Raw genomic sequence first — 16,746 nt, 5'->3', positions numbered from 1 at the left:
TGGCCGCGGGACCCTCGCGGGCGTGGGCCCAGCATCCCCATAGAATAGACAGATGACTTCAAGCGTTGCGCTCGGCCCTGATACCCAGGAGGGCACCCGGACCGGAACAGAGACGTCCTCGGACTCCCTGACCGCACCGGACATCCCCTGGAACCTGGTGGTCTGGAACGATCCCGTCAACCTGATGAGCTACGTAAGCTACGTGTTCCAGAGCTATTTCGGATACTCGGAGAGCAAGGCCAACAAGCTCATGATGGAGGTCCACAAGAAGGGCCGGTCCATAGTTGCCCACGGCAGCAAGGAGCAGGTTGAGCGGCATGCCGTCGCGATGCACGGCTTCGGCCTGTGGGCCACGGTGGAGAAGGCAAGCGGCGGCCAGGGCGGCAAACCGGGCAGGTCCGGCGGTCCCGGGCAGGGCAGGGGGAAACGTGGCTAAGGCATTCAAGAACGGACTCAAGGGAATCACCGGCTTCCTTGAACCGGCCGAACGCGAGCTGCTCCGGAGCCTGATGGACGACGTCATCTCCATGCTCCAGCCGGAGGACCGCGCCAGCCAGGACCCGCTGGCCGCCATGATCGGGCTGGACATGGATGTCCGCGAGCCCACGGACCGGGCCGTCAAGCGACTCCTGCCCAACGTGATGAAGAACGACGACGGCGCGTCCCTGGAGTTCCGCCAGCTCACGGAGCGTTCGCTGCGGGAAACAAAGATCGGCGCCCTGCGGGCTGCCGCGCTTGACCTGGATAAGGATGAAATCGTCCTTACCCCCGAGGGCGCAAGGCACTGGTCCATGGCCCTGAACGACGTCCGCCTGGTGCTGGCTGAACGCCTGGACATCCGGGACGAGGAGGACGCCGAGCACGTCCACCTCATGCAGGACTGGTCCCAGGCCGAGGATGTGGAAAGCTACCTCGCACTGGTCTACAACTTCGCCACCTGGCTGCAGGAGTCCCTGGTGCAGGCGATGCTCCAGACACTGGATTCCCGGCAATTGTGACAAATTAGACATGAGTCGGACGCCACAATGTGATGGCTGAGCCAACAGGGAAGACCTATCCTCGAATAATCATGACAACAGCCTCGAGCATGGATCCGCCAGCGGCAGCTGCAGCGGAGTCCCCAGCCAGCAGCACTCCCGGCAGCCAGATGGGACCGCGGCCCATCGGCGTCTTTGATTCAGGCGTTGGCGGGCTGACCGTGGCGCGGTCCATCATCGACCAGCTCCCCAACGAGTCGATTCTCTATGTCGGGGATACCGCGCACGGGCCCTATGGCCCGTTGCCCATCGCCGAAGTCCGGGCGAACGCCCTGGGCGTGATGGACGAACTCGTGGACTCCGGCGTCAAGCTGCTCACCATCGCCTGCAACTCGGCGTCGGCCGCTGTCCTGCGGGACGCCCGCGAACGGTATACCGCCCGGTACGGGATCCCGGTCATCGAGGTGATCCAGCCGGCCGTCAGGCGTGCCGTGGCCGCCACCAGGAGCGGCAGAATTGGCGTTATCGGCACCTCCGCCACCGTGGGTTCCAGGGCATATGAGGACACCTTTGCCGCCGCTCCGGACCTCGAGATCACATCGGTGGCCTGCCCCGACTTCGTCAGCTACGTGGAGGCCGGTATCACCACAGGCCCTGCGCTGTTGGCCGTAGCGGAGGAATACCTGGCACCGTTGAAGGCCGCCGGTGTGGACACTGTTGTGCTGGGCTGCACACATTATCCGCTGCTCACCGGGGTTCTTTCCTACGTGATGGGCGAGGACGTGACGCTCGTGTCCAGCGCCGAGGAAACAGCGAAGGACGTCTACCGCGCCCTGGTTACCCATGACCTGCAGCGCACCACGGCAACGCCGCCGGAGCACCACTTCATCGCCACCGGAGACGCCGGCCAGTTCGAGGCACTTGCCCGCAGGTTCCTGGGGCCGGAAGTGCTCTCCGTCCGGCACGTGGACCACGTGGCCGCCCAATACCCCACCGGCAGCCTGGCCCGGATCACGCCGGAGATGATCGCGGCGGCACAGAGCGCCTCGGCGAGGGGCAGCGCCGCGCAGCCCCGGATCTCCAACTTTGTCGGCAGCAACCGGACCGGAGGTCCCGGCCTGTGAAGCTCACCATCGTCGGCTGCACGGGTTCCTTTCCGGGACCGGGTTCGCCGGCGTCGTGCTATCTCCTGACTGCCCACGATGGCGAGCGGACCTGGAAGATCGTGATGGACCTGGGGAGCGGCGCACTTGGGGCGATCCAGCGCTACACAGACCTCGAAGACATCGACGCCATCTTCCTGACGCACCTTCACCCGGACCACTGCATGGACCTGTGCGGACTGCACGTGGCGGTCCGCTGGAAGCCCGGCGGCTGGGGACGCGGCAGGATCCCGGTGTGGGGCCCGGCGGCAACGGCTGACCGCATGGCCACAGCGTACGGTTTGGACCTGGACCCGGGCATGCACGGGGAATTCGACTTCACGAACTGGACAGAGCGGGAGCCCGTGGCGCTTGGGCCCTTCACCATTACCCCGTTCGCGGTGAACCATCCGGTGGAGGAGGCCTACGCCCTCCGGGTGGAAGTCAGCGAGCCGGACAAGAACGGCACTATGGCCATGCGTGTCCTGACCTATTCGGGGGACACGGACTCCTGCGCCGGGCTGGAGGAGGCAGCCAAGGACGCGGACCTGTTCCTGTGCGAGGCGGCGTTCGAAGAAGGCAGGGACGACGGCATCAAGGACGTGCACCTGACGGGCAAGCGTGCGGGGGAGGCTGCGGCCGCGGCGGGCGCCAGAAGGCTCCTGCTCACCCACATTCCGGTCTGGACGTCACAGACGAAGGTCATGGCCGAGGCGCGGCCGGTATTCGGCGGCGACGTCGCGGTTGCCGTGGCCGGCGTGCATTACACGATCTAGGCGGCCTTGTGGCGTGGCCCTGGTCTGAGCACGGAAACTCCAGCAGGTTTTCGCCCCGGCGTCCTTAGCCCTGCAGTCGTCGGGTGGCGGGACGGCCTGCGGCAACTCGATAAGCTAGAGGCATGACTTCTGAAGCAACGGCAGTGCCCGTAGTGCGCGGCGATGGTCGCATACCCGACCAGCTCCGCCCCATCAGCATCACACGCGGATGGTCAAAGCAGGCCGAGGGGTCGGCCCTGATCGAGTTCGGCAATACCCGGGTCCTGTGCACGGCTTCGTTGACGGCAGGAGTGCCGCGCTGGCTCAAGGGCGAAGGCCGCGGCTGGGTCACCGCCGAATACGCCATGCTGCCCCGGGCCACCAACACCCGCTCTGACCGTGAATCGGTCAAGGGGAAAATCGGCGGCCGCACGCATGAGATTTCCCGGCTGATCGGACGTTCCCTGCGGTCCATCATCGATACCAAGGCCCTGGGCGAGAACACGATTGTGCTGGACTGCGACGTCCTCCAAGCCGACGGCGGAACGCGCACGGCGGCCATCACCGGGGCTTACGTGGCACTGGCTGATGCAATCCGGTTTGCCAGGGACAACAAGCTCATCGCCAAGAACGCCCAGCCCCTGATCGACACCATCGCGGCGGTCTCCGTGGGCATCATCGACGGCATCCCCATGCTGGACTTGCCTTACGTCGAGGATGTACGCGCCGAGACGGACATGAACGTGGTGGTCACCGGATCCGGCAAGTTCGTGGAAGTGCAGGGCACCGCAGAGGGCGCGCCCTTCGACCGGGACGAGCTCAACAAGCTGCTGGACCTGGCACTGCTGGGTACCACGCAGTTGGCGGCCATCCAGCGTGAGACCCTCGCGGACGCCTTGTGAGCCTGCCCGTTCCGGAAGGGTCGGTGCCGGACGGAGCCGCGCCGCGTCTGGTCCTCGCTACGCATAACAAGGGCAAGCTCAAGGAACTCCGCGAACTCCTGCGTGACCAGGTCCCGGGGCTCGACGTCGACACCCAGGTGGTGGATGCCGCAGCGGCAGGTGCGCCGGACGTCGTCGAAACGGGCGTGACGTTCGCCGAGAATTCTCTGTTGAAGGCGCGCGCGGTGGCCGACGCCACGGGCCTGGTGGCGATCGCCGATGATTCGGGGCTTGCAGTGGATGTCCTCGGCGGCGCGCCGGGAATCTTTTCCGCCAGGTGGGCCGGCAGGCACGGTGACGATGCGGCGAACCTGAGGCTCCTGCTGGACCAACTCAACGATGTGCCGGACGCGCACCGGGGCGCGGCCTTTGTGTGCGCCGCGGCGCTGGCCGTTCCGGCGGCGGGCGACGGCGGCGCCCGCCGCGAAGTGGTGGAGTACGGCCAGCTTGAAGGGGTGCTGCTGCGCGAGCCGCGTGGCGCGGGTGGCTTCGGCTACGACCCGGTGCTGCAGCCGCTGGGTGAGGACCGCAGCTGCGCTGAACTGTCGCCGTCCGAGAAGAACGCGATCAGCCACCGGGGCAAGGCCTTCCGGGCGCTGCTTCCTGCGATCGTGGAGGCTCTGAAGTAGCAAGCCCGGAGTTCTTGTCCGGTTATCGCGGTCAAGTGGGGTTTCACAGGGCGATATTGGCACAAAACTCCAGTGGGAGTCAGTTCTCCCGGTGCGTTTTCCGCTCAGCCTCGGGTTCGTGCTCCTCGATGAACTCGTCAACAGCGCTGGTTCCGAACTGGGCAGCCTGGCGCTTCGCTGACAGGCCCCGGAGCACCTCGATGCCGATCGGAATGACCGAGACCAGCACGATGGCGATGAAAATGATGTCCAGGTTGTCCCGGACCCACGGCACCTTGTCGCCCAGGAGGTAGCCGAGGAGGGTGACCCCGCCGCCCCATAGGACCGCGCCGATGACGTTGAACAGGAAGAACTTCCGCTTGCTCATCTGGGCAACCCCCACGATGACCGGAACGAAAGTCCTGATGATGGGGACGAAGCGCGCCAGGATCAGGGCCTTGCCGCCATGCTTTTCGAAGAAGGCGTGGGCGTTATCGACATTCTCGCGCTTAAACAGGCGCGAGTTCGGCTTGTTGAAGATCGCCGGACCGGCCTTTGACCCGATGAGGTAGCCGGTCTGGTTGCCGATGATAGCCGAGACAACGATCAGCAGGGCCAAAAGCCAGATATTGAACTTGATGGTGTCGGTAGCCACCAGCAGGCCGGCGGTAAACAGCATCGAGTCACCCGGGAGGAAGAAACCCACCAGCAGGCCTGTCTCGGCGAAAACGATGCCGCACACGAGCAGCACTACCCAGGGCGCCAGGGCGGGATCGGCCAGGAAGACCTGGGGGTTCAGCCAGTCGGGGAGGAACGAGGCCAGCTGCGGCTGGACCGGTCCAGCACCGCCCAGCATGGACACGGCGAGGTGGTTCGTCACAGGAAAGTTCACCCCTCAAGGGTACTTGACGGGCCTGTGCGCTTTTCGGCGGTATGGTTGCCCCGTGGGTTTGGACTTTACGGCGATCGACTTCGAAACGGCCAACGGCTTCCGGGGCTCGCCGTGCGCGGTGGGCGTGACGAAGGTCCGTGGGGGCCGGATTGTGGATGAGGCATCCTGGCTGATGCGCCCGCCCGCCAACCACGACCACTTTGATTACCACAACGTCAGGATCCACGGCATCAGGGCCGAGGACGTGGCAGGCCTTCCCCGGTTTGGTGAGCTTTTTCCCGAAATCGGTGCGTTCATTGGCGGCGACATCCTGGCCGCACACAATGCCGCTTTCGACCTGGGGGTCATCCGTTCCGGTCTCGAAGTCTCCGGACTACCCGGTCCGGCCTACGATTACGTGTGCACCGTGATGCTTTCCCGACGCTGCTATTCGCTGGTCTCCAATTCGCTGCCGTTTGCCGCGGAGGAAGCAGGCGTCCCGCTGGTCAACCACCACGACGCCGCCGAAGACGCCCGTGCCTGCGCCGGCATCCTGATCGACATCGCCGCGCGGAACAGTGCCAACAGCATTGCCGAGCTGTACCTCTCGCTCGGGCTTAATCTGCCCCATCAGCAGGCGTTTGATCCTGCCCACGACGCCCTGTCCAAGCCCAGCCTCACCGCGCTTTCCGGTGCTGCCGGAGGAAACGGCGCTGCGCTGGTCCGGCCGTTCCGGTCCGGGTGGCCGGAGGAAGGCACCAACCCGCTTCCGAACCCGGATGCCGACCCCGGGCATCCGCTATACGGCCAGACCGTGGTGTTCACCGGAGTTCTCTCCATGGGACGGCCGGAAGCCAAGGTGCGGTCGGCTGAGCTGGGTGCCCGGCCGGAAAGCCGGGTGACTGCCCGGACTACCGTGCTGGTCGTCGGGGACGGTTTCGTGGCCTCCGATCTGCGCTCCGGCAGGCTGACCGGCAAGGCACGGCGTGTTTTGGAACTGCACGGGCGTGGCCAACCCATCGAAGTCCTGTCCGAGGGTGAATTCCAGCAGATGGTCGGCGGCTTCGCAGCCGCCGCGACAACCTAGGTTCCAGGTACCGACATCCTTGCGCAGGTTCATCTGGCGCAACAAACCTTCCCAGCCGCGGGTCCCCGCTCCTAGCCTTGCAGCATGAGCAAACCCAGCAGTACGGAGCCCGCGGCTGTATGGGACAGTCCTGCCCCCGTGAGTCCCGAGCCTGTCAGTCCTGATCCCGTCCGCTCCGAGCCCATTCGGGCAGGTGTGGACTGGCGTGCCGTGTTCGCGTTTCCCAACCCAGTCAACGAATACGCCGCCCGCATCACCGCAGGCCTGGTGGTGCTGCTCGCCGCAGTCACGCTGCTGTCCGGCTCAGGGTGGGGACTGCTGGTCATAGCGGCCGGATTTTGGCTGCGGGTGCTCTTCGGGCCACGGATCTCGCCGCTGGCGCTGCTCTCTGTCAAGGTCCTGGCACCACGCCTGGGGCGGGCACGACTGGTTCCGGGACCGCCCAAGCGCTTTGCCCAGGGAATCGGGGCCTTCGTTTCCACCGCGGCCCTGGTCCTGTTCGTAGCAGGCGCCGTTCCGGCGGCCTGGGTTGCGCTGGCCATACTGGTAGCAGCGGCGTCGCTGGAGGCGTTTGCCGGCTTCTGCCTTGGATGCGTGATTTTCGGTCTGCTCCAGCGTCGTGGCCTGATCCCCGAGGATGTCTGCGAAGCCTGCAACAACATTTCGCTCAGGCAGTCGTAACAGCTACCAGCCGATCAGCCATGCCGCGGATGACCTCCGGAGCCTCAAGTGCGTCCAGCCATGACGCCGGCAAGCAGGCCTCGCCGTAAAAGGCTCCGAGTATGTTCCCGGCGATGGAACCCGTGGAATCGCTGTCCCCGCTGTGGTTGACGGCCAGGGCGACGGCGGCCCGGAAGTGGTTCTCGGGCGCGTCATCCGGGTTCCGGGCGCCACTGCTGTCCAGGTCAGGTGCTGTGGCCAGGACGGCATAAAGCCCGACGGCGAGAGCCTCCTCTGCAACCCAGCCCTCCCCGAGCTCCCGGACAAGTTCCTCCGGCGTTGTTGGGCCCGAACCGGCCAGGCGCACCGCGGCTTCCAGCCGTTGCGGCAGCTCGGGGGCAAGTCCGTCGAGGCCACGGACCTCCGCCAGGACCGCGGCGACAGCCGCGTGCAGACTGTCACCGGCAACCAGGCGATGGATCAGCAGGCTGAAGGCTCCGGCGCTCTGCCGGGCGGAGGGATGTCCGTGCGTGAGTGAGGCGGCATCGGCGCTCAACTTGTAGACGGCGTCGGGCGTTATGTGGGGAACCAGGCCGAACGGGGCGGACCGCATCACTGTGCCGGAGCCTTTCGACTGCGGATTCACGGGGCGGAAAACTGTCCCCATTTCTCCGCTGGCCAGCCCGGTGAGGCAGGCGTTTCCGGGGGCCCGGCGGTGCCTCAGGACCGCCTGTTTGTCGATCCACCGGGGCTGCGGTTCCGGAGCCGAGGGCGGCGCGGCCTCACCTTGGCTTGCCAGCCATCGAAGATAGGCGAGCCACAGGCAGGCGTTCACGTCGGCACCCACACCTGAGTTGGCCCACTCAAGCGCCTCCACCAGCCCGTCCACTGTGTAGAGCGTCATCTGCGTGTCGTCCGAAAAGTGGCTGCCGCCGTCGAGCGCAGCAAATTCCCTGAGACCGTCGTTCCCGAAACGGCCGCGGATCTCCTCGATTGAATCGAACTCGACGGCGTAGCCCAGCGAGTCTCCCAGGGCACCGCCCAGAAGGCAGCCGTGGATGCGGGACTCCAACGGGGGTTGCCGCGTATCGGCGCCAGGATCAGTACTCATGACAGCAAATTTACCGCGGCGGGAACCCTTGGACTTACAGGGCGATAAGCTCGGATCCAGCCAACGTTCAGATTCCGCTGGCAGAATGCAAGGCTGCAGATGAGCATCTTCCGCTCGGCCTGCCAAATCCATAGAACCCCAATCCAAAGGACCGCCCCACCATGACGATGCCCGTGCCCGTTCATCACGCACACAACGCCGAGCCGCCGGCCGGCGTCGCTTCCGAAGCCCGCCACGGACTGGTGCCCAGGCTCGCGGCGGAAGCGTTTGGCAGCCTGTTCGTGGTGGTCGCCGGTCTTGGTGTGCCGCTGTTCTCGATCCCGCAGTCCAGTCCTGTGCCCGCGGCGCTGGCTGCGGGGCTTGCGGTCACCGCGGCCATGTTTGCCTTTGGTTATGTATCCGGCGGTCATTTCAATCCTGCAGTGACCATGGGTAACGCAGTTGCGGGCCGAATCCGCCTCGGAGAGGCGGCTGCCTACGTCGGCGCACAACTGGTGGGCGGCATACTTGGTGCACTCACGCTGTTTGGAATCCTGCGGACCCTGCCCAGCATTCAGGACAGCCGGACGGCCTTCGACACCGTGACGGCCGGCTTCGGCGAGCACTCAGTCATCCAGGCCCCGCTTGCGGGTGTCCTCCTGCTCGAAGTGCTCGGCGCCGCCATCCTGATGGCCATTTTCCTCGGCACGACAGCCCGGAACAACCTCAACAGAGCCGCTGCCCCGGTCGCCGTAGGCCTGGCCTTCGCCGTCCTGCTGCAGCTGGGCCAGTCGGTGGGCAATGCTCCCTTCAATCCGGCCCGTGCCACGGCCTCAGCCCTGTTCAGCTCGAGCTGGTCCCTGGAACAGCTGTGGGTGTTCTGGGTTGCACCGCTGGTGGGCGCAGCCATTGCCGGGCTCGTGTTCCGCGGTTTCGCCGAAACTCCGGCTGCTGCTCCGGCCACAGATGCCGACGCTGCCGCTCTTGAGGATGTTGAAGACGCAGAATCCCGCGAGGACGAAAACGACCTTATTCCTGCCAGCGGTAATGTTCCTGCGGAAAACAGTGTTTCAGATGAGGACCGTGTTTTCGGTGCGGATCGTCCGGCGGCTGCTGGTGATGACACCGTGCGCAGCACCGGCGCGACCCCCTCCGGCGCAGACGGTGCCGGCCGCGATGAGGCGCAGGACTTCTTCGACGGAAAACGCAGCTAGGGATGCCTGCTGCGGCGGTTGCTCGAACTGTCAGTGGCAGCCGATAGCTTAGGAATATGCGGTTATTGCACACATCTGACTGGCATCTGGGCCGGTCGTTTCACGGGGTCGGAATGCTGGACGCCCAGCGGTCCTTCGTCGACCAGCTCGTCGGGGCTGTTTCCGAGCACGAGGTTGACGTAGTCCTGATAGCCGGGGACGTCTACGACCGCGCGCTGCCGGGGGTGGACGTGGTTGGCCTGCTGGATGATGCGCTGGTCCGGCTGACCGCCGCCGGCGCGAAGGTGATGCTGACCAGCGGCAACCATGACTCCGCTATCAGGCTGGGTTTTGCGTCCCGGCTGCTGGAACGCGGGGGCGTGCATCTCCGGACCCGGCTGGCCGACCTGGACCAGCCTTTGCTCCTGCCCCTTGAAGAGCCGGGCCTTGAAGATGAGCCCCGCTCAGATGCCGTGCTGGCGATCTACGGCATACCGTGGCTGGAACCCCGCTTGGTCGCCGAGCGGCTGGGCGTCGAAACAGCCAGCCATTTCGAGGTCACCCGGGCGGCCACCGGGCTCATCCGCCAGGACCTGGAGCGCCGCAGGGCAGTCGGGACCGTCCACTCCGTAGTCCTTGCGCATACATTCGCGAGCGGCGGCATCAGCTCGGACAGTGAACGGGACCTCAGCATCGGGGGAGTGGGCGCAGTCCCCCTGGACCTCTTTGACGGCTTCAGCTACACCGCACTCGGCCATCTTCATGGCCGGCAGTCCCTTTCACCGCAGGTGCGGTATTCGGGGTCCCCGCTCGCCTACTCCTTCTCCGAGGCCACTCACACCAAGGGAAGCTGGATCATCGACGTCGGACCTGCAGGGGTGACAGGGATCTCTGAACTCCAGTGGAAAGCGCCCCGAAATCTGGCCGTGCTCCGCGGCGAACTTTCCGGACTGCTCGAGTCCCCGGACCACGCATGGGCGGAGGAAGCGTACTGTCAGATCACCCTGACAGATGCCCAAAGGCCCGCCCAGGCAATGGAGCGGCTGCGCGCCCGCTTTCCGGACACGCTGGTCCTAGGGTTTGATCCCCAGGGCGGATCCGCCAAGGCTGCGTCGAGCTACAGCAGCAGGCTGGCCGAAGCCAAGGATGATCTCGCCGTCTGCTGTGGTTTCCTGGAACACGTGCGGGGGCGGGAAACCGACGCGGCCGAGCGCGCCGCCTTGGCCGCAGCACTGGACAACGTCCGTCTGCAGGAGGCTTCGCAATGAGGATCCACCGCCTGAGGATCTCCGCCTTCGGGCCCTTTGCCGGCACAGAGGAAGTCGACTTCGACCGGCTCAGTGCGCACGGGCTCTTCCTCCTCAACGGCCCCACCGGTGCTGGCAAGACCAGCGTGCTGGACGCCATCTGCTTTGCCCTGTATGGATCCGTTCCCGGCGCACGCCAGGACGGCAAGCGACTTCGCAGCGATCACGCAGAGCCGGCCCTGGAACCGGCCGTCACCTGCGAATTCTCCGCCCAAGGGCGCCAGTTCGAAGTAACGAGGTCGCCCGCCTGGGACAAGCCCAGTGCGCGGGGCAAGAACGGCTTCACCACCCAGCAGGCCAAGACCCTCCTGCGGGAACGGATCGGCGGGGTCTGGACGGAAAAATCGGGCCGCAACGACGAAGCCGGCGCGGAAATAACCGCCCTTCTCGGGATGGACCGGGAACAATTCACGCGGGTGGTGATGCTGCCGCAGGGTGACTTCGCAGCTTTTCTCCGCTCCAAGGCGGCCGATCGGCTGGAGCTGCTGCAGAAACTCTTCGGGACCCAGCGTTTTGAAGCAGTGGAACAGGAACTGATACTCCGGGCGCAGGCTGCGCGAAACGATGTGGCGCGCCTCAACGGTGAGCTGGACCTGCTGGCAGCCCGGGCCGAAGCTGAGGCATCCGCCCTCGGCATCGATGACCCCGCCGGCCCGCCGCTGGAGGACGCTCCGGCCAGGATGGGCTGGCTGGAGGATGCCGTAACCCGACGTGGCACGGAGCTGGCTGGCGTGGCCGAGGAGGCGGAAACGCTGAGCCGGCTGCGGACAGGCCAGCTGGAGACCGAGCTGGCGCGCACGGAAAGGCACCGAAGGCTAGCGGCCGCAATTGCACGGAAAACTGCGGCAGCAGCGTTACTGCCTGTCCTTGAAACCCACACCGCGCGTCTTGAACAGCACCGGCGCGCGGAAGTTCTCGGCGGTCAGCTCCGGGCCGTAGAGACCAGTGAGGCACAGTTGCACAACGCAGCCGGAGCCATGGAGTCAGCTATGACGCTGCTGCGGATGGCCGCGGGGGAGGACCTTGAGCTGGCGCAGTTGGACCTCGGCGCACTGGATGCCAAAATGTCCGGCCCCACCAGCACTGCGGACAGCGGCGCCTTGGACAGCGGCGCCTTGGACAGCGGTGCCTTGGACGCGGTCGCCCTTGACGCAGTCGGCGAACTTAACCGGCTTCGTTCACTCCTCGCTGTCGTGGAAGCCCGGTTGCCTGACGAAGAGCGGCTCCAATCCCTGGCTGCCAGAACCGCAGCACTGCAGAAGAAGCAGGAAGATCTAGCACTGGCGCGACTTAGGCTCGGGGAACTGCTCGGCACGCTCCGGACCGAGCAGGCCGCCTTGTCCGCAGGGCTTGCGCCGATCGAGGAACTGGCGTCGGCCGCGGTTCTTCACGCGAAGGAAGCCACTGCGGCCGATGAATTGCTTGACGTTGTCCGCCGCTTCCAGTCAGCGCTGGCAGCACAGGATCTGGCCAGGGAGCGCCACGACGCGTCCCGGGAGGTCCAGCTTGAGAAGAAGCGGTGCTGGCTTGACCGGCGGGAAGAAAGACTTGCCAATGCCGCGGCCGAACTGGCCACACACTTGGCAGACGGGACGGCCTGTCCTGTCTGCGGCAGCCCGGAGCATCCGGCGCCGGTGGAGGGAGCCGCCTCGGCCCTGGGGCTGGGCCAGGCGGAGGAGGCGGCCCGCAAGGCGTATGAGGCCGCTGAGGCCCAGCTGGCCGGGGCCAGCGAACAGTTGTCTGAGGCCAGCCAGCGGGTAGCTGTTCTCGCAAGCCAAGGCGGGGACACGCCGGAAGAAGAAGCCCTCAGAATTGCGGCAGCATCCCGCACGGCAGCAGAACGCTCGCGGCAGGCCGGGGAGGAACTCGCGGACCTGCGCCAGCGTTTGGAGGCCGTGGAGGCGAGGATTGAAGCCACGGACTCGGCAAGGAACAGCGCCGGGACGGAGCACGCCCAGGTGGAGTCTGCCCTTTCCGAGGTGCTGGACCAGCGCGCCTCCCTGGACGAAGCACTATCAGGGCTTCGCGCCGGCCATCGCAGCCTCACTCACCGGCTGCGTTCCCTCCAGGATGCCGCAGGCACCCTCGAGAAGGCGGTGGAAGCGCAAGCCCAGCTGGAGAAGGCCAGGACCCGGGCCGCTGAGGCCCGGCAACAGCTGCAACTCGCGTTGCCGGAAGCCGGGTTCAGCTCAGCCGAGGACGCCAGGGCGCAGTTGCTTTCAAAGGACGAGGCCGCGTCCCTGCAGGCGGAAGTCCGGGCGGGCCACGATGAACAGGCAAGGATTGCCGAACTCTTCGCCTCCGATGACGTGGTGCTGGCACTGAAGGAACAGGCGGGGAACCTCGTGGTGGACGAGGCCCGGCTGGCTGAGCTACGCGCCGACTCTACGCGGGCCCGGAGTGAGGCCCGCGACGCCGGCCTCGCCGCTGGGTTGGCTTCACGGTGCCTGGAGACGCTGACCGCGATCAGGCATGACTACGCGGAGCTTGCCCGCTCGGGGCACGCGCCCAGGGAGCGTGCGCAGCTGCTTACTGCCTTGGCAGATGCCGCGGCAGGCCGCGGTGAAAACTCCTACCGCATGAGTCTGAACAGCTACGTTCTGGCGGCACGTCTTGAGCAGGTGGCACTGGCCGCCTCGGAGCGGCTGGTGGCGATGAGCGATGGCCGCTACCTGCTGCAGCACAGCGACGCGAAGGCAGCGCGAGGCGCCAAATCCGGGCTGGGTCTGGAAGTGGTGGACCAGTGGACAGGACATCGCAGGGATACCTCCACCCTGTCCGGTGGGGAGTCCTTCATGGCCTCCCTCTCACTGGCGCTGGGCCTCGCCGACGTCGTCCAACAGGAATCGGGGGGCATCCAGATCGACACCCTGTTCGTCGACGAGGGATTCGGCAGCCTGGACGAGCAGTCGCTCGAACAGGTGATGGACGCCCTTGAAGGCCTCCGTGACGGCGGCCGGGTCGTTGGCCTGGTGAGCCATGTGGGCGAAATGAAACAGCGCATCGGGACCCAGCTTCAGGTGGTCAAGGGCCGCAACGGCTCAACGCTTCACATCTCCGACACTGCTGACCGTATGCCCTGACATCATGCCCTGACCGTACGGCCTGACAGGATGCCCTGTGCCCTGACGGCCGATCGGCTGCGTGCGGGCACAGCCCAGCCGCGCAGACGGATATAATCGGACAGTTACCGGGTTGCGCGCATCGGGAGGAGGGACGATGCGCAGAACTGAACGAGCCCGGAATCATGAACTCTTCAATCCTCCCGTCCCATAGCCCATCGGTCCCCGCCCATCATCAGGACGTTGCCGCGACCCAGGCGCCCGGCCGGTTTGCGAGGCTCCCCCTCCTGGCCGGCCGCAGCTTCATTCCCTTGGGCCTGTTGGCCCGGCTCCCGCTCGCGATGCTCACCGTCGGGGCCCTGACCCTTGTTACGTCGGTCACCGGTTCCTTTGCCCTGGGCGGCACAGCTGCCGGCGCAGTGGGAATAGGCTCTGCCATCGGGGCGCCGGTGCTCGGTGCCCTCGCCGACCGGAGGGGCCAGCGCCCGGTCCTGCTCGTGGCGGCCGTGCTGAATGCCGTGGCTGTCCTGGCGCTCATCGCCGCGGCTTCCGTGATGGGCGCGGTTGACAGCTTCCCTGCAGCCGTACTCGCCGCCGCCTTCGCCTCAGGAGCAAGCTGCCCGCAGGTGGGTCCTCTGGCACGCGTGCGCTGGATGGCACTCACTGCGGGGGGCGGGGCAGACAATGTCAAAGACCTGGACACAGCCCTGTCCTATGAGAGCACGGCCGACGAACTCACTTTTGTGCTGGGCCCGGCCCTGGTGGGCGTCCTCGCCAGCCTGGTGGCGCCGTGGCTGCCGCTGGCTCTCGCTGCCGCCCTGACCATCACGCTGGTTCCAGCGTTCGCGGTCCACCGCACGCACGCGGCGGTCGCCCGGAACAAGCCTGTTGCCCGGAACAAGCCGGTCGCCCCGGGCAGAACTATGACCCGGCAACCCCGGACCGCTGGCCGTGCCGCTCCGAAAATCTCTGCGGCCGTCGTCCTGCCCGTCCTGGCCATGGTCTGCATGGGCACGTTCTTCGGCTCCACGCAGACAGCCCTCAGCTCCTTCTCCGCCAGCTTCGCCACGTCCGAGATGGCGGGTTTGCTGTATGCCGTGATGGGACTGAGTTCGGCGGGCGCCGCACTGTCAGTGGCCTACTGGCCGCGGGGTTTCTCAGCCTCCGCCCGGTGGCTGGCGTGTGCAGCCCTGATGGCTGGGCTGGCCTTCCTGCTGATGGTGCCGCTGACCGCCGGCGGTATGGTGGCGGTGCTTCTCATCCTGGGCCTGCCCGTGGGGCCGGTGATGGTTACGGTGTTTACGATCGGCGGGCTCGTGGCCCCGCCGGGACGGCTCGGCACTGTGATGACCGCACTTGCCAGCGGCATTGTTGCCGGAACTGCGTTGGGATCCGCTGTAGCCGGCCAGCTCGCGCAGGTGCACGGCTACTCAACCGCCTTCCTCGTTCCTGTGGGCGCCGCAATGGCCCTGTTGCTGCTCGGCGCTGCCTCCGCCGTCGTACTCCGCCGTCGTACTCGCCGGAAGAAGGCGTGAGGAAACGCGGCCAAGGGTGCCGAAGGGCAGTGGCCAAGAGCCGGGGTCCGTCACGCCAGCTGGCGCTCGATCCGGGCCGCGCTTTCAACGAGGGCAGAGCCCACGTTGGCCGGGTCATGAGCCGAACGGATATAGACAACGGCCAACGCGGCGGGTCGTCCGCCCGGAACGCGGACGGGAGCTGCGAGCGATGAAACCCCGGCGATGACCTCGTCGTGGCTGCTGGAGTAGCCTGCCCTGCGGGCTTCAGCGGCTTCAGGCCTGTAGGCGATACCGGTGGCCAGCTGGTTCCACTCGGATTCGGTCAGAGCAGACTGGATGGCGATGCCTGGGGCGCCCGCATTGATGGGGTGCCTCGTGCCCGGATGCTGGGCCACAGTCGCCCCGGAATGCCGTGGCTCCGCGGTCACCAGGGTGATGCACTCCTGGTGGTCCCACACGGTCACGAATGCCGTCATGTCCAGAGTATTGGCTAGCTGCGTAAGTTCGGGCAGGGCGGCCGTCTGCAGGTTCCGGGAGACCCCGCGCGCCAGCACAGCGAGCCCAGGTCCCGGCTGCACGCGGCCGGCGTCGTCGCGCACCAGGAGCGAGTGGTCCTCCAGGGTGCGCAGGATCCGGTAGGCCACGGAGCGGTGCACGCCCATGGCGTCGGCGAGCTCTGCAATGGTCATCGGGTTCTGGGCGGCAGCCAGGATTTCCAGGGCGCGGATTCCCCTCGACAGGGTCTGCGAGGGCGAGGCCTGGGCTTGCGCTGCTCCTGCAGGTGCGGAGGCTGTGGGGTTCATGGAGTCCATCCTAGGCGGCGGCGCCGGGCGGGCCACTGGGTCTTGTGGTGGGTCTCACATTCGAGTAGCGTTCTATATATGAATTGGTAGTTCAAATATAGAACTATCTCTCGTGGTAGTCCAGAACTTTATGCATAGCGCCAACCCTGCTGAGGATCAATGATGATGTCCAAGTCCCGGAACCAATCGGAGCCTCCGGTTGCTGGCCGGACCCCGGCCCCGCGGAACCACCACTTCCGCGGCAGCCTGGGCCGGTTCGCTACGGGGGTCGCTATCGTGACGTTCGACGGCGCCACCAAGCGTCATGGCATCACGGTGAACTCGTTCACGTCGGTGTCCATGGAACCTCCCCTGGTGCTCGTCAGCATCGCACGGAGCACTAAGGCCCACGATGAACTGGCCGGGCGGCCCTTTACCGTCAACATCCTGGGGGCGGAGCAGCGCGAGCTGGCAATGCACTTTGCAGGCCGGCCTGGACCGGATCCCGTGTGGGTGGAGGGCAGGACGGCGCCGCGGCTCTCCGGCGTCCTGGCCTATTTCGAGTGCACGCCCTGGGCAGCGTACGACGGCGGGGACCACACCCTGTACGTGGGGGAGGTCGCTGATTTCGATTACCGCAACGGCGATGCCCTGGCCTTCGCCAACAGCAGCTTCACCACCATTCCCGAGAGTCAGCTCGGCATGGAAGAACTCCTCTGATTCCCCGGAAGCAACCGCAAGAAACTCCTTAACA

Annotated in this window: 16 protein-coding genes; 13 read left to right on the top strand and 3 right to left on the bottom strand. The window is 66.2% G+C overall.

What is annotated here, in order from left to right:
* Window positions 1-52: 52 nt before the first annotated feature.
* The 6 genes from clpS (at window position 53) to rdgB (ending at window position 4,444) form a co-directional block, all read left to right on the top strand.
* The gene (gene clpS, locus J7E83_RS06360) at window positions 53-436 is read left to right on the top strand and encodes an ATP-dependent Clp protease adapter ClpS (protein ID WP_214960079.1); all 384 of its coding nucleotides are present in this window, start codon (window positions 53-55) and stop codon (window positions 434-436) included.
* On the top strand, window positions 429-998 hold the full coding sequence (locus J7E83_RS06355) for a DUF2017 domain-containing protein (protein WP_214960078.1): 570 nt from the start codon (window positions 429-431) through the stop codon (window positions 996-998). The genes clpS and J7E83_RS06355 overlap by 8 nt, the downstream gene beginning before the upstream one ends.
* Window positions 999-1,030: 32 nt before the next feature.
* On the top strand, window positions 1,031-2,101 hold the full coding sequence (gene murI / locus J7E83_RS06350) for a glutamate racemase (RefSeq protein ID WP_214960076.1): 1,071 nt from the start codon (window positions 1,031-1,033) through the stop codon (window positions 2,099-2,101).
* Window positions 2,098-2,895: an MBL fold metallo-hydrolase gene (locus tag J7E83_RS06345; protein WP_214960074.1), complete on the top strand. Its 798-nt coding sequence runs from the start codon at window positions 2,098-2,100 to the stop codon at window positions 2,893-2,895. The genes murI and J7E83_RS06345 overlap by 4 nt, the downstream gene beginning before the upstream one ends.
* 122 nt (window positions 2,896-3,017) lie before the next feature.
* Entirely contained in the window at window positions 3,018-3,776 is a 759-nt protein-coding gene (gene rph / locus J7E83_RS06340) for a ribonuclease PH (RefSeq protein ID WP_251043468.1), read from the top strand.
* A complete protein-coding gene (gene rdgB, locus J7E83_RS06335) occupies window positions 3,773-4,444 on the top strand; it encodes an RdgB/HAM1 family non-canonical purine NTP pyrophosphatase (RefSeq protein WP_311379589.1) in 672 nt (223 codons plus the stop codon). The genes rph and rdgB overlap by 4 nt, the downstream gene beginning before the upstream one ends.
* 79 nt (window positions 4,445-4,523) lie before the next feature.
* Here the strand turns inward: rdgB and J7E83_RS06330 are convergent, their stop codons facing one another.
* A complete protein-coding gene (locus tag J7E83_RS06330; protein ID WP_214961011.1) occupies window positions 4,524-5,279 on the bottom strand; it encodes a VTT domain-containing protein in 756 nt (251 codons plus the stop codon).
* Window positions 5,280-5,367: 88 nt separating this feature from the next.
* Between J7E83_RS06330 and J7E83_RS06325 the strand changes: the two genes are divergently transcribed.
* Window positions 5,368-6,381, top strand: a complete 1,014-nt coding sequence (locus J7E83_RS06325) for an exonuclease domain-containing protein (RefSeq protein ID WP_214960072.1) — start codon at window positions 5,368-5,370, stop codon at window positions 6,379-6,381.
* 84 nt (window positions 6,382-6,465) lie between these two features.
* A complete protein-coding gene (locus J7E83_RS06320) occupies window positions 6,466-7,062 on the top strand; it encodes a DUF4395 domain-containing protein (protein WP_214960070.1) in 597 nt (198 codons plus the stop codon).
* Here the strand turns inward: J7E83_RS06320 and J7E83_RS06315 are convergent.
* A complete protein-coding gene (locus tag J7E83_RS06315) occupies window positions 7,049-8,152 on the bottom strand; it encodes an ADP-ribosylglycohydrolase family protein (RefSeq protein ID WP_214960068.1) in 1,104 nt (367 codons plus the stop codon). The genes J7E83_RS06320 and J7E83_RS06315 overlap by 14 nt on opposite strands.
* Window positions 8,153-8,313: 161 nt before the next feature.
* On the opposite strand from J7E83_RS06315, the gene J7E83_RS06310 reads away from it, so the two are divergent.
* The 4 genes from J7E83_RS06310 (at window position 8,314) to J7E83_RS06295 (ending at window position 15,228) form a co-directional block, all read left to right on the top strand.
* Entirely contained in the window at window positions 8,314-9,345 is a 1,032-nt protein-coding gene (locus J7E83_RS06310; RefSeq protein WP_396020497.1) for an MIP/aquaporin family protein, read from the top strand.
* Window positions 9,346-9,401: 56 nt separating this feature from the next.
* Window positions 9,402-10,592 (top strand): exonuclease SbcCD subunit D, encoded by a 1,191-nt coding sequence (locus J7E83_RS06305; RefSeq protein WP_214960066.1) that lies wholly within the window; start codon window positions 9,402-9,404, stop codon window positions 10,590-10,592.
* Window positions 10,589-13,714, top strand: a complete 3,126-nt coding sequence (locus J7E83_RS06300) for an AAA family ATPase (protein ID WP_214960064.1) — start codon at window positions 10,589-10,591, stop codon at window positions 13,712-13,714. Before J7E83_RS06305 ends, J7E83_RS06300 begins: the two co-directional genes overlap by 4 nt.
* 164 nt (window positions 13,715-13,878) lie before the next feature.
* Complete coding sequence (locus J7E83_RS06295) at window positions 13,879-15,228, top strand: MFS transporter (protein ID WP_214960062.1); 1,350 nt, start codon at window positions 13,879-13,881, stop codon at window positions 15,226-15,228.
* 50 nt (window positions 15,229-15,278) lie between these two features.
* On the opposite strand, the gene J7E83_RS06290 is transcribed toward J7E83_RS06295, so the two are convergent.
* Window positions 15,279-16,013, bottom strand: a complete 735-nt coding sequence (locus J7E83_RS06290; RefSeq protein WP_214960060.1) for an IclR family transcriptional regulator — start codon at window positions 16,011-16,013, stop codon at window positions 15,279-15,281.
* 162 nt (window positions 16,014-16,175) lie between these two features.
* Here J7E83_RS06290 and J7E83_RS06285 point away from each other — a divergent pair, with 162 nt between their 5' ends.
* On the top strand, window positions 16,176-16,712 hold the full coding sequence (locus tag J7E83_RS06285; RefSeq protein WP_214961007.1) for a flavin reductase family protein: 537 nt from the start codon (window positions 16,176-16,178) through the stop codon (window positions 16,710-16,712).
* The last annotated feature ends 34 nt before the right edge of the window (window positions 16,713-16,746 follow it).

Origin of the sequence: Arthrobacter sp. ISL-48 (assembly GCF_018613805.1) — a bacterium.
In the GTDB taxonomy this organism is placed as follows: Bacteria; Actinomycetota; Actinomycetes; order Actinomycetales; family Micrococcaceae; genus Arthrobacter.
The sequence above is the reverse complement of the archived record's forward strand: the minus strand, read 5'-3'. Positions and strand labels throughout refer to the sequence as shown.

Bases quoted from the DNA above. Each gene is read 5' to 3' on its own strand.
- J7E83_RS06300 (WP_214960064.1), top strand. From the start codon at position 10,589: ATGAGGATCCACCGCCTGAGGATCTCCGCCTTCGGGCCCTTTGCCGGC.
- J7E83_RS06290 (WP_214960060.1), bottom strand. From the start codon at position 16,013: ATGAACCCCACAGCCTCCGCACCTGCAGGAGCAGCGCAAGCCCAGGCC.
- J7E83_RS06305 (WP_214960066.1), top strand. From the start codon at position 9,402: ATGCGGTTATTGCACACATCTGACTGGCATCTGGGCCGGTCGTTTCAC.
- murI (WP_214960076.1), top strand. From the start codon at position 1,031: ATGGCTGAGCCAACAGGGAAGACCTATCCTCGAATAATCATGACAACA.
- J7E83_RS06330 (WP_214961011.1), bottom strand. From the start codon at position 5,279: ATGCTGGGCGGTGCTGGACCGGTCCAGCCGCAGCTGGCCTCGTTCCTC.
- J7E83_RS06320 (WP_214960070.1), top strand. From the start codon at position 6,466: ATGAGCAAACCCAGCAGTACGGAGCCCGCGGCTGTATGGGACAGTCCT.
- J7E83_RS06285 (WP_214961007.1), top strand. From the start codon at position 16,176: ATGATGTCCAAGTCCCGGAACCAATCGGAGCCTCCGGTTGCTGGCCGG.
- clpS (WP_214960079.1), top strand. From the start codon at position 53: ATGACTTCAAGCGTTGCGCTCGGCCCTGATACCCAGGAGGGCACCCGG.
- J7E83_RS06310 (WP_396020497.1), top strand. From the start codon at position 8,314: ATGACGATGCCCGTGCCCGTTCATCACGCACACAACGCCGAGCCGCCG.
- rph (WP_251043468.1), top strand. From the start codon at position 3,018: ATGACTTCTGAAGCAACGGCAGTGCCCGTAGTGCGCGGCGATGGTCGC.
- J7E83_RS06295 (WP_214960062.1), top strand. From the start codon at position 13,879: ATGAACTCTTCAATCCTCCCGTCCCATAGCCCATCGGTCCCCGCCCAT.
- J7E83_RS06315 (WP_214960068.1), bottom strand. From the start codon at position 8,152: ATGAGTACTGATCCTGGCGCCGATACGCGGCAACCCCCGTTGGAGTCC.